14 protein-coding genes are annotated in these 13,969 nt (G+C 49.1%); 12 read left to right on the top strand and 2 right to left on the bottom strand.

The features are described from left to right. Nucleotide 1 precedes the first annotated feature (1 nt). Nucleotides 2-871 carry an N-acetylmuramoyl-L-alanine amidase AmiA gene (amiA, locus tag ACU8YC_RS07125; RefSeq protein WP_005121924.1) on the bottom strand — a complete coding sequence of 290 codons (870 nt, stop codon included), beginning with the start codon at nucleotides 869-871 and terminating at the stop codon, nucleotides 2-4. Between the two features lie 211 nt (nucleotides 872-1,082). Here amiA and ACU8YC_RS07120 point away from each other — a divergent pair, with 211 nt between their 5' ends. The 6 genes from ACU8YC_RS07120 to ACU8YC_RS07095 all read left to right on the top strand — a co-directional run bounded on the left by ACU8YC_RS07120 (nucleotide 1,083) and on the right by ACU8YC_RS07095 (nucleotide 6,776). Continuing rightward, a complete protein-coding gene (locus ACU8YC_RS07120; protein ID WP_003038048.1) occupies nucleotides 1,083-1,508 on the top strand; it encodes a GNAT family acetyltransferase in 426 nt (141 codons plus the stop codon). Further along, nucleotides 1,495-1,944 carry a DUF2919 domain-containing protein gene (locus tag ACU8YC_RS07115; RefSeq protein ID WP_187258623.1) on the top strand — a complete coding sequence of 150 codons (450 nt, stop codon included), beginning with the start codon at nucleotides 1,495-1,497 and terminating at the stop codon, nucleotides 1,942-1,944. The genes ACU8YC_RS07120 and ACU8YC_RS07115 overlap by 14 nt, the downstream gene beginning before the upstream one ends. A gap of 59 nt (nucleotides 1,945-2,003) precedes the next feature. Then, nucleotides 2,004-2,579: an RpoE-regulated lipoprotein gene (locus ACU8YC_RS07110; RefSeq protein WP_446895144.1), complete on the top strand. Its 576-nt coding sequence runs from the start codon at nucleotides 2,004-2,006 to the stop codon at nucleotides 2,577-2,579. Between the two features lie 93 nt (nucleotides 2,580-2,672). Further along, nucleotides 2,673-3,572 carry a porphyrinogen peroxidase gene (gene yfeX, locus ACU8YC_RS07105; RefSeq protein ID WP_151217617.1) on the top strand — a complete coding sequence of 300 codons (900 nt, stop codon included), beginning with the start codon at nucleotides 2,673-2,675 and terminating at the stop codon, nucleotides 3,570-3,572. 448 nt (nucleotides 3,573-4,020) lie between these two features. Beyond that, nucleotides 4,021-5,397: an argininosuccinate lyase gene (gene argH / locus ACU8YC_RS07100; protein WP_187258624.1), complete on the top strand. Its 1,377-nt coding sequence runs from the start codon at nucleotides 4,021-4,023 to the stop codon at nucleotides 5,395-5,397. A gap of 62 nt (nucleotides 5,398-5,459) precedes the next feature. Continuing rightward, nucleotides 5,460-6,776, top strand: coding sequence for an anaerobic C4-dicarboxylate transporter family protein (locus tag ACU8YC_RS07095; RefSeq protein ID WP_187258625.1), 1,317 nt, complete (start codon nucleotides 5,460-5,462; stop codon nucleotides 6,774-6,776). A 123-nt stretch (nucleotides 6,777-6,899) separates the two neighbouring features. On the opposite strand, the gene ACU8YC_RS07090 is transcribed toward ACU8YC_RS07095, so the two are convergent. Then, nucleotides 6,900-8,216, bottom strand: coding sequence for an anaerobic C4-dicarboxylate transporter family protein (locus ACU8YC_RS07090; protein ID WP_187253526.1), 1,317 nt, complete (start codon nucleotides 8,214-8,216; stop codon nucleotides 6,900-6,902). 144 nt (nucleotides 8,217-8,360) lie between these two features. Here ACU8YC_RS07090 and ACU8YC_RS07085 point away from each other — a divergent pair, with 144 nt between their 5' ends. From ACU8YC_RS07085 to cysA, 6 genes are all read left to right on the top strand, one after another. Next, complete coding sequence (locus ACU8YC_RS07085; RefSeq protein WP_151217613.1) at nucleotides 8,361-9,017, top strand: FadR/GntR family transcriptional regulator; 657 nt, start codon at nucleotides 8,361-8,363, stop codon at nucleotides 9,015-9,017. A 173-nt stretch (nucleotides 9,018-9,190) separates the two neighbouring features. After that, complete coding sequence (gene ucpA / locus ACU8YC_RS07080; protein ID WP_103771634.1) at nucleotides 9,191-9,982, top strand: SDR family oxidoreductase UcpA; 792 nt, start codon at nucleotides 9,191-9,193, stop codon at nucleotides 9,980-9,982. A 157-nt stretch (nucleotides 9,983-10,139) separates the two neighbouring features. Then, entirely contained in the window at nucleotides 10,140-11,156 is a 1,017-nt protein-coding gene (gene cysP / locus ACU8YC_RS07075; protein WP_446895143.1) for a thiosulfate/sulfate ABC transporter substrate-binding protein CysP, read from the top strand. Then, entirely contained in the window at nucleotides 11,157-11,990 is an 834-nt protein-coding gene (gene cysT, locus ACU8YC_RS07070; RefSeq protein WP_446895142.1) for a sulfate/thiosulfate ABC transporter permease CysT, read from the top strand. After that, complete coding sequence (cysW, locus tag ACU8YC_RS07065; RefSeq protein WP_086550289.1) at nucleotides 11,990-12,865, top strand: sulfate/thiosulfate ABC transporter permease CysW; 876 nt, start codon at nucleotides 11,990-11,992, stop codon at nucleotides 12,863-12,865. The genes cysT and cysW overlap by 1 nt, the downstream gene beginning before the upstream one ends. Continuing rightward, nucleotides 12,855-13,952 carry a sulfate/thiosulfate ABC transporter ATP-binding protein CysA gene (gene cysA, locus ACU8YC_RS07060; protein ID WP_151217610.1) on the top strand — a complete coding sequence of 366 codons (1,098 nt, stop codon included), beginning with the start codon at nucleotides 12,855-12,857 and terminating at the stop codon, nucleotides 13,950-13,952. Before cysW ends, cysA begins: the two co-directional genes overlap by 11 nt. The last annotated feature ends 17 nt before the right edge of the window (nucleotides 13,953-13,969 follow it).

Raw genomic sequence — 13,969 nt, 5'->3', positions numbered from 1 at the left:
ATTAACGTTTCTTCGAGTGTGCTTTCTGGTTATCAAACCAGTGGAAATAGCTGATGATGCCATTGGCGATAGCGGTAGCGATTTTTTGACGAAACGCCGTCGTGCCCAGCAGTCGCTCTTCTTCCGGGTTGGTAATGAACGAGGTTTCGACCAGTACCGACGGAATTGAGGGGGATTTTAGCACCACGAAGGCGGCCTGTTCAGTGCTACGACTGTGCAGCCGGTGTACCGGCTTAATCTTCTTGAGAATATGCGACCCTAAGGTCAGGCTGTTTTTAATGGTGTCGGTTTGCACCAGATCGAACAATACCTGCTGCAGCAAATGGTCTTTATCGGTGGTCTTTTTTCCAGCCACTTCATCGGCCCGGTTTTCACGGTCGGACAGATATTTCGCCATGGCGCTACTGGCGCCGCGATTAGACAGCGCAAAGACCGACGCACCTGCGGCGCTCGGATTGGTAAAACCGTCGGCGTGGATCGACATGAACAGATCGGCACCATGCTTGTGGGCGATCTCGACGCGATCGTACAGCGGAATAAACGTATCGCCGGAGCGGGTCAGGCGCGCATCAATCCCCTGGTTACGTAGAATCGAGCGCACGTTTTTGGCAATCGCCAGTACCACGTGCTTCTCCTTTGAACCGTTGCGACCAATTGCGCCGGTATCAATCCCGCCGTGACCCGGATCGAGGACAACTACGCGCTTAGCGCCGGCTTTTTTCGCTTTCGGTTTGCTGTGTCCATTGCTGGTCTTAAGCGCCTCTTCTTTAGCGATGGCTTGCGACATGCCTGACAGCGTCAGGGCGGCCAGCCCGGCTTTCAACACCTGGCGGCGCGATGTGAGTGTTTTTAGTGGTTTAAAAGTGCTCATACGGCCTGAGTTGTAAAAAAAGGTTCTAAACGTTATATCGTATCGCGTTGTCTGTTGCGACGGATCGGGATAAGAATTGTTTTACTTTTCATTTCAATACGTGACAATTCCGTATTATGCCATTTTTTCCGCCGCTTCGCGTCAGATATTGGCTAAATCAGCCGTTCGCGCCATAATCGCTTTTTAACGTCCTGAAAAGGTAACCAATACCATGGAAATACGCGTTTTTCGCCAGGAAGATTTCGAAGAGGTGATCACCCTCTGGGAGCGCTGTGATTTGCTGCGTCCATGGAACGATCCGGAAATGGACATTGAGCGTAAGGTCAATCATGACGTCAGCCTGTTTCTGGTCGCTGAAGTGAACGGCGAGGTAGTTGGTACGGTGATGGGCGGCTACGACGGGCATCGCGGTTCGGCTTATTATCTTGGCGTGCACCCTGAGTTTCGCGGTCGCGGCATCGCTAATGCGCTGCTTAACCGACTGGAGAAAAAGCTTATTGCCCGCGGTTGCCCCAAGATTCAAATCATGGTGCGTGACGATAATGATGTCGTGCAGGGCATGTATGAACGTCTGGGCTATGAACATGCGGATGTACTCAATCTGGGCAAGCGCTTGATCGAAGATGAAGAGTACTGAGTTTCATCCGGCCGACTATGACAGCCATGGGCGTCTGCGCCTGCCTTTTCTCTTCTGGTGCGTATTGCTGCTGCAGGCACGCACCTGGGTACTGTTTGTCATTGCTGGCTCTTCCCGTGAGCAGGGCAATACATTACTGAATTTGTTTTATCCCGATCATGATGCGTTCTGGCTGGGGTTACTTCCCGGCGTTCCGGCGGTACTGGCGTTTTTAGTCAGCGGCAGGCGTTTTGCGTTTCCTGTGATATGGCGCTGGCTGCGCGGATTACTGATCCTCGCTCAACTGGTGCTGTTGTGCTGGCAGCCGGTGATGTGGCTGGGAGGCGATCCGGTCAACGGCGTCGGGCTGGCGCTGCTGGTGGCGGATATTGTCGCGCTGATCTGGCTGTTAACCAATCAACGTTTGCGCGCCTGTTTTTCCCTCGAGAAAGAATAACGGCACTTTTTGGCGAAAGCGGACTCCAAGCAACGTTGATAAATAAGGAAGGAAGTGAAATGAAATCACTGCGTTTGACTTTATGCGCGATGCCGCTACTACTGACCGGGTGTTCAACGTTGTCGTCAGTAAACTGGTCTGCCGCCAATCCGTGGAACTGGTTTGGTTCTTCAACGCAGGTCACTGAGCAGGGCGTCGGAGCGTTAACGGGCGCGACACCGCTGGATGAAAAATCCATTGCTGATGCGCTGGACGGGGAATACCGTCTGCGCAGCGGAATGAAGACCGATAACGGGAATGTGGTGCGTTTCTATGAAGCGATGAAAGATGACAAGCTCGCGATGGTTATCAATGGCACCCAGGGAACCATCAACCGTATTGATTTATTAGACAGCGATATTTCGTCTTCTGCGGGTGTCAAAATCGGTACACCGTTTAGCGAGCTTTACACTAAAGCCTTTGGTCATTGTCAGAAAGCAACCGGCGATGATAGCGCGGGCGTTGAATGTAAAGCTGAAGGAAGTCAGCATATTAGCTATGTCTTTTCCGGCGAGTGGAGCGGGCCTGAAGGCTTAATGCCGTCTGACGACACGCTGAAAGCATGGAAAGTAAGCAAAATTATCTGGCAGCGTTAATTTGCGTCTGAACAAATCGGCTTACTAAAAAAACAGGTAGAATAGCGCCAATCAATGCCACGATGTCGTGGCATCTTTTTTTCAGGAGGAACAATGTCTCAGGTTCAGAGTGGCATTTTGCCAGAACATTGCCGTGCGGCGATTTGGATTGAAGCCAATGTTAAAGGCGACGTTGAGGTCCTGCGTGCGGCCAGCAAAATCTTCGCCGATAAGCTGGCAACCTTTGAAGCTACGTTCCCGGATGCGCATCTGGGCGCGGTTGTCGCTTTTGGCAACAACACCTGGCGTACACTGAGTGGCGGCGTTGGCGCAGAAGAGTTAAAAGACTTTATCCCTTACGGTAAAGGTTTGGCGCCGGCGACCCAATATGATGTGTTGATCCATATTCTCTCTTTGCGCCATGACGTAAATTTTTCTGTCGCGCAGGCGGCAATGGAAGCATTTGGCGATTGCATTGAGGTTAAAGAAGAGATCCACGGTTTCCGTTGGGTTGAGGAGCGCGATCTCAGCGGCTTTGTTGACGGCACTGAAAACCCGGCAGGCGAAGAAACACGTCGTGATGTCGCAGTGATTAAAGATGGCGTGGATGCTGGCGGCAGCTATGTGTTTGTGCAGCGTTGGGAACATAACCTGAAGCAGCTTAACCGCATGAGCATTCACGACCAGGAAATGATGATTGGCCGTACCAAGGAAGCCAACGAAGAGATCGACGGCGACGAGCGCCCGGCTACCTCTCACCTGAGCCGCGTCGATCTCAAAGAAGACGGTAAAGGGCTGAAAATTGTGCGCCAGAGCCTGCCATACGGCACCGCCAGCGGTACGCACGGTCTCTATTTCTGCGCCTACTGCGCCCGTCTGCACAACATTGAGCAGCAGCTGCTGAGCATGTTTGGCGATACAGACGGTAAGCGCGACGCGATGCTGCGTTTCACCAAACCGGTGACTGGCGGCTATTACTTTGCTCCATCCCTGGATCGACTGATGGCGCTGTAATTTTTGATTCCTGATGGCGGTTACGCCGCCATCTTTCACAAAATAGTTACCTGTTGAACCCCACAACGTCTGCCATGCAGATGATGCATCCGCATTGACGCTCATCGTAAAAAATCCCATTCCAGGTTCAGTGTTGTTTACCTGTCAGTTAGTTGTTTAAAGCACCGATATTAAACACTGCCCTTTTGAATTAATAAGTTCCGGATAGTTACTTTAAAAAATCTAAATATATCTGAATTAAATCACGGTTTAAATGTGACGAAGATCTGATTCTTTTACTCTATTCATAAAAATAAAATGTCTTATAAGTGTAATTAATTTCATCATAAATTGATTTAATGCCTTCATTTGTTGACAATTAAAATGATGGTCTTGTAATCTGAAAATGAGCGAAAAATAACGGAATTTATTCTTAACCATTTGGCAACAAAAGTGCATTGGAGGTTTTATGTCTACAAAATTATGGGGTGGGCGTTTTGATATGCCTACAAATAAGCTGGTCGAATCATATAACGCGACAATTATGCTGGAACAACGCCTCTGTCCTTTTGATATTCAAGGGAGTATTGTCCACGCAACTATGTTGGGCCGTCAGGGGATTATTGCACAGGATGAAGCGAATGCGATTATTGGCGGGTTAAGGCAAGTAGGTAAAGAAATTGAAGAAGGGCAGTTCGTTTTTGACACTGTTGATGAAGATATTCATATGGCAATCGAAAGACGTATGACCGAAATAATTGGTCCTGTAGGTGGGAAACTACATACAGGTCGAAGTCGTAATGACCAGACGACTGTCGATTCTAAAATGCATATGAGATCAACTATTCGTGAGATTCAGCAGGATATTGTTCATCTGCAAAAAATTATTATTAATAAAGCTGAAAATAATATTAATGCGATTATGCCGGGCTATACTCATTTACAGACCGGTCAGCCTATTCTTTTATCACACTGGATCATGGCATATTATTGGATGTTACGTCGTGACTGGACTCGTTTTGAAGACCTTTATCAACGCATGGGAGAATGTCCTTTAGGTTCAGCAGCTCTTGCAGGTACGACTTTCCCTATTGATCGTGATTTCACTGCTCAACAGCTTGGCTTTGATAAGCCGACTGAGAATAGTATTGATTCTGTCAGCGATCGTGACCATATGGTTGAATTCACTGCTGCAGCCGCTATGTGCTTTATGCATCTTACCCGTTTGTCAGAAGAATTGGTTTTATTCTCAAGTCAGGACTTTAAATTTATTGAGCTTTCTGATGATTTCTGTACTGGCTCCAGCATCATGCCCCAGAAGAAAAATCCTGATGTGGCTGAAAAAATGCGCGGTAAAGGCGGTCGTATGTACGGAAATTTAATGGCGATGCTGACCATTATGAAAGGGATCCCTCTCGCCTATAATACTGATATGAGTGAGGATAAAGAGCAGGTCTATGATTCCATGGATACTTTGCAAACCAGTCTAAAAATTATGGCGCCGATGCTCGATAAAATGGTTATTCTTTCTGAGAATACTCGCAACGCGGCGGCAAGAGGCTTCTCAAATGCGACCGATATGGCTGATTACCTGGTTCGTAAAGGAATTCCTTTCAGGGAAGCTCACCATATTGTCGGCAGTGCTGTTAATTACTGTATAAAACATAGAAAAATGCTGGAAGAGCTTACAATGGATGAATTTCATTCATTTGATAATAAAATTGAAAATGATATTTATGAGAATATATCTCTGGAAGCTTGTATTAAAGCAAGGATGTCTTATGGCGGAACAGGAACGGATGCCGTTAAAAAACAGATCGAAATTGCTAAATCATATCTGAACTAATCCTAAGCATAATAATTAATATCTCCCGGATGCAATATCCGGGAGGGCTTTGAGGTGAAAAAATGGATGCTTTGTTTTTTTTACAATTATTTATTGTGCTCGCTTGTATTGGTATCGGCGGGCGTTATGGCGGAATGGGACTTGGTGCTGGGGGCGGACTTGGTGTTGCAATATTAGTTCTGGGTTTTGGACTTAAGCCCTCCACACCATCTATTACTGCAATGTTAATTATTATTTGTGTTATTGGCGCAGTCAGTGTATTACAGGCTGCTGGTGGACTTGATTATCTTGTGCGCGTGGCTGAAAAATTACTCCGTAAAAAGCCACAAGCTATTACTTTTGTTGCTCCAATACTGACTTCAATATTTACGTTATTCTGCGGGACCACTTACGTTGCATTCTCTTTGTATCCGGTCGTCGCTGAGGTTGCCGCTGAAGCTAAGGTCCGCCCGGAGCGAGCGTTATCAGCAACAGTTATAGCGGCTAGTGTCGCGGTTGCCGCCAGCCCGATGAGTGCAGCAACAGCGGGGATGCTGGCTATTCTGCATGAATATGCTGGAATTAGCCTTGGACAAATACTGGCTATTGCTCTTCCTTCATTTTTTATGGCTGCCATTGTTACCAGCTTTTCAGTTTACAAACGAGGAAAAGAGCTGGAGGATGATCCTGAGTTTCAGAGGCGTGTTGCCGCTGGTGAATATGAGTTCATGCATACTGCGCAGAAAAAAGAATATGTTGCTTCAGCGGGCGCAAAAAAAGGGGTCGTTATCTTTGCGATTGGGGTGGTGCTGGTTCTAATTTTAGGTTCTTTTACCGGGTTACTCCCTTCCTGGGATGGAAAAAGACTGTCAACCCCGATGGTTATTCAAATGATTATGCTGACAGCTGCTTTGTTTATTATGATTGTCAGTAAAGTACCAAGTAGTACCTTGAACAGTGGCTCAGTATTCCGTGCTGGTTTAATGGGGGTGGTTGCAATACTTGGCGTTTCATGGATGACGGCAACGTTTTTTGATGCTTATCAACCAGAATTGATTAAGGTCTTTGGTGGCATGGTAAATGGCGCACCGATGCTTTTTGGTGTGGTTGTGTTCTTGTTCTCTCTGGTCATTATGAGCCCGGCGGCGACGGTTGCCGCCATCATGCCACTAGGCGTTACCCTGGGAATACCAGCACCGTATCTTATCGCCATTTTTGCCTGTACCTGTGGTGATTTTATTATACCGGGCGCCAATCAAATCGGTTGCGTTGCATTTGACCGAACAGGCACGACAAAGATTGGACGTTTTGTTGTCAACCATAGCTACATTCGTCCGGGCTTTGTGATGGTTATCTCTCAGGTAATTTTTGCCTACTTAATTGCTCAGGTTGTCCTGTAAAGCGCATTCTGTGGGAAATGACAGTAGTAATATTGAGAAGGACGTAATGGCATCCTCTCTGAACTGAATCAAGGGGGATGCCAAAACAAGTAGGTATTAGCTCTATTTAATTACTCTACCGCGCTACATCAGCATACTGGAAAAAAGGAAGCAAAAAAGCGTTGATGCGACAACGGTAACAAGGCCGGGTAGCATATAGCTGTGATTAACCACATACTTGCCAATTCGAGTTGTCCCAGTACGATCAAACGCCACACAGCCAATCTGTGCTCCCCCCGGAATAATGAATGATCCACAGGTTAGTGGGAGCAGGGCGACCAAAGTTTCTGCCGGATATCCCATTAACACGCCTGCGGGGAGTAATGCTACAGCAGTTGCCGCTGGGCTATAAATTACGGCAGAAAGCCCAAAAACAATAATGCCGAACAATACTGGATTCTGAAAATCGTGGAAAGCCGTGTTAAATAATTCGTGCCATGCTTCAAAAAAGGAGTTCATCATCCATGACAGACCAAATATGGCGACAACACCCACAAGGCCGGCTTTGAAAACAGAACCTGAATCAAGTTTTGAAGGAGAAATTCGACACACCATCATAATAATACATGCTGTTGTCAGCATAACTATTTGCAGCGTGGTTGGGATACTCATACGCTCCATCCCTGTGCCGTTATTCCATTCAGGACGTAGTTCAGGAATTGAACCCATAAGCACGACCAGGATGATCCCGATAAGAAAAATCAGTAATCCTCTCTTGGCCTCTTTAGTCACTATGCTGGCTGCTCGCTCTTCAGCTTTTATCGATTCGAACTCACCTTCAGCAACTCTGCGTTGGAATTCCGGATCGCTGCTAAGCTCGTGACCTCTTTTAAAGACGAACAGGCAGCCGACAAGACAGCCAAGGAAAGTTCCGGGAATGGTGACTAACAAGATATCTAAAGCAGAGACATGTAATCCAGCAAGAACTGCAATTGTCCCTGTCACGACCGCACTGACTGGGCTGGCAATGAGCCCAAAATTGGCAGCGATGACTGACATCGACATAGCTCTTTCTGGCCGTACCCTCGCATCTGCTGCAATTTCTGCAATTACTGGATAAACGGAAAAGGCAACATATCCAGTTCCGCAGATTGCAGTGAAAAGGTAAGCGACTGCTGGTCCGAGAAAAGTGATAGCGCCCGGCCACTTTCTGAGGATCCGTTCAGCCATCGTAACGAATAAATCAAGCCCGCCAGCAGCCTGGAGAATTGTGATACAAGTGATAACAGCAAGGATAATAGAAATAACAGTTATAGGAGGTGAGTCGGGCGGGAGTCCAAAACCAAAAGTCAGGATAGCGAGTCCTAACCCGCCTGCAGCCCCTAGGCCAATCCCGCCAAAACGCCCACCTATACCGATACATATAAGCACTATCGCAAACTGAGTTACGAATAACACCATAATTAATTCCTTTTTATTAACAAATAGCTTGATATAATTTGAATAATAGGGGCTATAATCTTACCATAACAGTATATTAAGCAATCTAACTTATTAGATTATTTATACTCATGAGTTTTGTTGCTCTTTAATCAGAGAGTGTTTATGGATAACAAAAACGAACTATTTGAAAGTATTAAAAATTATCTGCTTGATGATGCTAACCGTGATGCAGATGGTCGCATTGAAACTGAGACTGAACTTGCTGTTCGTTTTAATACATCAAGATATAAAGTTCGTCAGGCGCTCAGCACACTGGTTCAGATGGGAATGCTTGAACGCTCTCCCCGTCGTGGCAGCGTCTTGAAAAATTTGGAACAGCACAACATAAATAACCAGTTGCTAATGCAGTTTGATTTGTCCGGGTTTGATATCACAGAATTTACAGAGGCAAGGATCCTGATTGAGTGTGCGATTATCCCTCTGGCAACGCGCAGAATTTTCCCGGCAATGCTCTCTAAACTGGAGAGTGAGTTAAGGCTCATTGAAGAAAATGCTGATAACCCGCTGGTGGCCGATCGTCACGACAGGGATTTTCATTTACTGTTGCTACAGGCGAGTGGTAACCGGGTGCTTCAGGTTTTCTCTGATGTTTTGATTACTTATTTCGAGAAAACCAGGGAGTCGCTACCTGCTAACGATCGTCAGTATTTTCTTGATACGGCGACAAAACAGAGAGAAATACTGCTTCATATCAAAAAAGGGGATGCACAGATGGCATCTGAGTTGATGAGAGCACATTTGCTGGAAAAAAGGCTGTAGGTCCTCTGTTCATCTGTTCAGATCGTGAATGTTGTTGAGTCCCCGCACCGTCGGGGATTTTTTTACCTGAGATTAACCTGATTTAGTGAGCTATTCCTCAGCACTAATTTGTTATTGCTGTATCTTCTGCGTGAATGAAGCGAAGGCTTCATATTCAAAAGGAGAATATTGAAATGGGAAAACTCACGGGCAAAACAGCATTGATTACGGGCGCATCTCAGGGTATTGGCGAAGGGATTGCCAGAACGTTTGCCCGCCATGGCGCGAACTTAATCCTGCTGGATATCTCCGATGAGATTGAAAAACTGGCGGATGAACTGGCTGGACGCGGCCACCGTTGTACGGCGGTTCACGCTGACGTCAGAGATTTTGCTTCTGTTACCGCCGCGGTGAAACGCGCGAAGAAGATTGAAGGCAAAATCGATATTCTGGTCAACAATGCGGGGGTTTGTCGCCTCGGCAACTTCCTTGATATGAGCGATGAAGATCGCGATTTCCACATTGATATCAACATTAAAGGTGTCTGGAACGTGACGAAAGCCGTTCTGCCGGAGATGATTGCGCGCAAAGATGGGCGTATCGTAATGATGTCATCAGTGACTGGCGATATGGTTGCCGATCCGGGTGAGACGGCCTATGCGCTGTCGAAAGCCGCGATCATCGGTTTGACCAAATCCCTGGCGGTGGAATACGCGCAGTCCGGCATTCGCGTTAATGCTATTTGCCCGGGCTACGTTCGTACGCCGATGGCAGAGAATATCGCGCGTCAATCTAACCCGGAAGATCCTGAATCCGTATTAGTCGAAATGGCGAAAGCGATCCCGATGCGCCGTTTGGCCTGCCCGCTCGAAGTCGGTGAACTGGCGGCGTTTCTGGCGTCGGATGAGTCCAGTTACTTAACTGGCACGCAAAACGTGATTGATGGCGGCAGCACCCTGCCTGAAAGCGTTAGCGTCGGCGTCTGATTGATGCCGGTCTCCTCCCCATGTGCAGGGGAGGAGGTACCTCTTATTCTCTTTTCAACTTTCAAATCATCAAACGGTATATAAAACCGTTACTCCTTTAGCGCTGGTTATAAATATGATGGCAAATAGAAAGTCATTAAATTTATAAGGGTGCGCAATGGCCGTTAACTTACTGAAAAAAAGAACCCTGACGCTGGCTGCAATGCTATTGCTGGTGGGTCAGGCGCAGGCAACGGAACTGCTGAACAGTTCATATGATGTTTCACGTGAGCTTTTTGCCGCCCTTAATCCATCGTTTGAACAGCAATGGGCGAAGGATAATGGCGGTGATAAACTGACGATTAAACAATCACATGCCGGGTCATCAAAACAAGCGCTGGCGATTCTGCAAGGGCTGAAAGCCGATGTGGTGACCTATAACCAGGTCACCGATGTGCAGATCCTGCATGACAAAGGCAAACTGATCCCCGCCGACTGGCAAAGTCGTCTGCCGAATAACAGCTCGCCGTTCTATTCCACCATGGGTTTCCTGGTGCGTAAGGGGAACCCGAAAAACATTCATGACTGGAATGACCTTGTGCGTTCTGATGTGAAACTGATTTTCCCGAACCCCAAAACCTCCGGTAACGCGCGCTATACCTATCTTGCGGCGTGGGGTGCTGCGGATAAAGCGGACGGTGGCGATAAAGCCAAAACCGAACAGTTCATGACCCAGTTTCTGAAAAACGTCGAAGTGTTTGATACCGGCGGTCGCGGTGCTACCACCACTTTTGCAGAGCGCGGATTGGGCGATGTGCTGATCAGCTTCGAATCAGAAGTGAACAACATTCGTAAACAGTATGAAGCGCAGGGTTTCGAAGTCGTTATTCCGAAAACCAATATCCTCGCCGAATTTCCGGTAGCCTGGGTAGATAAAAACGTGCAGGCCAACGGGACTGAAAAAGCGGCGAAAGCGTACCTGAACTGGTTGTACAGCCCACAGGCGCAAACCATCATTACCGATTTCTATTACCGCGTGAATAACCCGCAGCTGATGGACAAACAGCAAGATAAATTCCCGCAGACCGAACTTTTCCGCGTGGAAGACAAGTTTGGTTCATGGCCTGAGGTCATGAAAACGCACTTTGTCAGCGGCGGTGAACTGGACAAACTGTTGGCGGCGGGGCGTAAGTAAATGTTTGCTGTTTCTTCCCGACGCGTGCTGCCTGGCTTCACCTTAAGCCTGGGCACCAGCTTACTTTTTGTCTGCCTGATATTGCTGCTGCCGCTTAGCGCGCTGGTGATGCAATTGGCGCAAATGAGCTGGGCACAATACTGGGATGTAATTACCAACCCGCAGGTGGTAGCGGCTTATAAAGTGACGCTGCTGTCGGCATTTGTGGCATCGATTTTCAACGGCCTGTTTGGCTTGCTGATGGCGTGGATCTTGACCCGCTATCGCTTTCCGGGCCGTTCGCTGCTGGATGCGTTGATGGATCTGCCGTTTGCGTTGCCAACGGCGGTAGCAGGTCTGACGCTGGCGTCGTTGTTTTCGGTCAACGGTTTCTACGGTGAGTGGCTGGCGAAGTTTGATATCAAGGTGACCTACACCTGGCTCGGTATCGCGGTGGCGATGGCGTTTACCAGCATTCCGTTTGTGGTGCGAACCGTGCAGCCTGTGCTGGAAGAGTTAGGCCCGGAATATGAAGAAGCCGCAGAAACGCTCGGTGCCACGCGCTGGCAGAGCTTTCGTAAAGTGGTGCTGCCGGAGCTGTCTCCTGCGCTGGTGGCGGGCGTTGCGCTTTCGTTTACCCGCAGCCTCGGTGAGTTTGGCGCGGTTATCTTTATCGCTGGGAACATCGCATGGAAAACGGAAGTGACCTCGCTGATGATTTTTGTTCGGCTACAGGAGTTTGACTACCCGGCCGCCAGCGCGATTGCCTCTGTGATCCTCGGGGCGTCATTGCTGCTGCTGTTTTCGATTAACACCCTGCAAAGTCGCTTTGGTCGACGCGTGGTAGGTCACTGATGGCAGACATTACTCAATTGAAACACTATGGCGCACCCCGCATTAACTGGGGGAAATGGTTTCTGATCGGGACTGGTATGTTGGTGTCAGCGTTTATTTTGCTGGTGCCGATGATTTACATCTTCGTGCAGGCGTTCAGCAAGGGATTAATGCCGGTATTACAGAATCTGGCCGACCCGGACATGCTGCACGCTATCTGGCTGACGGTGCTGATTGCGCTGATTGCTGTACCAGTGAACCTGGTGTTTGGCGTGCTGCTGGCGTGGCTGGTGACCCGTTTTAACTTCCCTGGACGTCAGCTATTGCTGACCTTACTGGATATTCCTTTTGCCGTTTCGCCGGTGGTCGCCGGCCTGGTGTATCTGCTGTTTTACGGCTCTAACGGTCCGCTGGGGGGATGGCTGGATGAACACAATCTGCAAATTATGTTTGCCTGGCCGGGAATGGTGCTGGTCACAGTATTCGTCACCTGTCCGTTTGTGGTGCGTGAACTGGTGCCGGTGATGTTAAGCCAGGGCAGCAATGAAGACGAAGCGGCGGTTCTGCTTGGCGCATCCGGTTGGCAGATGTTCCGCCGCGTGACGTTGCCGAATATTCGTTGGGCGTTGCTGTACGGCGTGGTGCTGACCAACGCCCGTGCGATTGGCGAGTTTGGTGCGGTATCGGTGGTTTCCGGCTCGATTCGCGGCGAAACCTTGTCCCTGCCGCTACAGATTGAATTACTGGAGCAGGACTACAACACCGTCGGCTCTTTTACCGCTGCGGCGTTATTAACGCTGATGGCGATTATTACCCTGTTTTTGAAGAGCATGTTGCAATGGCGCCTGGAAAACCAGGAGAAACGCGCGCAGCAGGAGGAAAATCATGAGCATTGAGATTGCCAATATTAAGAAGTCTTTTGGTCGCACCCAGGTGCTGAACGATATCTCGCTGGATATTCCTTCGGGTCAGATGGTCGCGCTACTGGGGCCATCCGGCTCGGGTAAAACCACGCTGCTGCGCATCATTGCCGGGCTGGAGCATCAGTCCAGCGGGCATATCCGTTTTCACGGTACTGACGTCAGTCGTCTGCATGCCCGCGACCGTAAGGTGGGATTCGTGTTCCAGCATTATGCGCTGTTTCGCCATATGAGCGTTTTCGACAACATCGCTTTTGGCCTGACGGTTCTGCCACGGCGTGAGCGTCCGAATGCGGCGGCTATCAAAGCAAAAGTTACCCAACTGCTGGAGATGGTTCAATTGGCTCATCTGGCTGACCGTTTCCCGGCGCAGCTTTCCGGCGGGCAAAAACAGCGTGTGGCGTTGGCGCGTGCGCTGGCGGTAGAGCCGCAGATTCTGCTGCTCGACGAGCCGTTTGGCGCGCTCGATGCTCAGGTACGTAAAGAGCTGCGTCGCTGGCTGCGTCAGTTGCATGAAGAGCTGAAGTTCACCAGCGTGTTTGTTACTCACGATCAGGAGGAAGCGACAGAAGTTGCAGACCGCGTGGTGGTGATGAGCCAGGGCCATATCGAACAGGCTGATGCGCCCGATCTGGTATGGCGCGAACCGGCTACCCGTTTTGTGCTCGAGTTTATGGGCGAGGTTAACCGCCTGCAGGGGACGATTCGCGGTGGACAATTCCACGTCGGCGCACACCGCTGGCCGCTGGGCTATACGCCAGGCTATCAGGGACCGGTGGATCTGTTCCTGCGTCCGTGGGAAGTGGACGTCAGCCGCCGTACCAGTCTTGATTCACCGCTGCCGGTTCAGGTGCTGGAAGCCAGTCCGAAAGGTCACTACACCCAATTAGTTGTGCAACCGTTGGGGTGGTATAACGAACCACTGACAGTGGTCATGCAGGGGGATGATTCCCCGAGTCGCGGCGAGCGCCTGTTTGTTGGGCTGCAAAATGCACGTCTGTATAACGGCGACCAGCGTATTGAAACGCGTGAAGAGGAACTTGCTCTGGCGCAAAGTGCCTGATAGGTTAAAAAGTATGT

It is taken from the genome of Citrobacter sp. VF227 (genome assembly GCF_052950715.1).
Note: the sequence above shows the minus strand (reverse complement) of the source record. Positions and strands in the feature narration are given on the sequence as shown.

What these genes read in the sequence shown, in the direction of transcription:
- ACU8YC_RS07110 (WP_446895144.1), top strand. Translation starts at nt 2,004, where the DNA reads ATGAAATCACTGCGTTTGACTTTATGCGCGATGCCGCTACTACTGACC.
- amiA (WP_005121924.1), bottom strand. Translation starts at nt 871, where the DNA reads ATGAGCACTTTTAAACCACTAAAAACACTCACATCGCGCCGCCAGGTG.
- cysT (WP_446895142.1), top strand. Translation starts at nt 11,157, where the DNA reads ATGTTTGCTGTTTCTTCCCGACGCGTGCTGCCTGGCTTCACCTTAAGC.
- cysW (WP_086550289.1), top strand. Translation starts at nt 11,990, where the DNA reads ATGGCAGACATTACTCAATTGAAACACTATGGCGCACCCCGCATTAAC.
- cysP (WP_446895143.1), top strand. Translation starts at nt 10,140, where the DNA reads ATGGCCGTTAACTTACTGAAAAAAAGAACCCTGACGCTGGCTGCAATG.
- argH (WP_187258624.1), top strand. Translation starts at nt 4,021, where the DNA reads ATGTCTACAAAATTATGGGGTGGGCGTTTTGATATGCCTACAAATAAG.
- ACU8YC_RS07090 (WP_187253526.1), bottom strand. Translation starts at nt 8,216, where the DNA reads ATGGTGTTATTCGTAACTCAGTTTGCGATAGTGCTTATATGTATCGGT.
- yfeX (WP_151217617.1), top strand. Translation starts at nt 2,673, where the DNA reads ATGTCTCAGGTTCAGAGTGGCATTTTGCCAGAACATTGCCGTGCGGCG.
- ACU8YC_RS07095 (WP_187258625.1), top strand. Translation starts at nt 5,460, where the DNA reads ATGGATGCTTTGTTTTTTTTACAATTATTTATTGTGCTCGCTTGTATT.
- ucpA (WP_103771634.1), top strand. Translation starts at nt 9,191, where the DNA reads ATGGGAAAACTCACGGGCAAAACAGCATTGATTACGGGCGCATCTCAG.
- ACU8YC_RS07120 (WP_003038048.1), top strand. Translation starts at nt 1,083, where the DNA reads ATGGAAATACGCGTTTTTCGCCAGGAAGATTTCGAAGAGGTGATCACC.
- ACU8YC_RS07085 (WP_151217613.1), top strand. Translation starts at nt 8,361, where the DNA reads ATGGATAACAAAAACGAACTATTTGAAAGTATTAAAAATTATCTGCTT.
- cysA (WP_151217610.1), top strand. Translation starts at nt 12,855, where the DNA reads ATGAGCATTGAGATTGCCAATATTAAGAAGTCTTTTGGTCGCACCCAG.
- ACU8YC_RS07115 (WP_187258623.1), top strand. Translation starts at nt 1,495, where the DNA reads ATGAAGAGTACTGAGTTTCATCCGGCCGACTATGACAGCCATGGGCGT.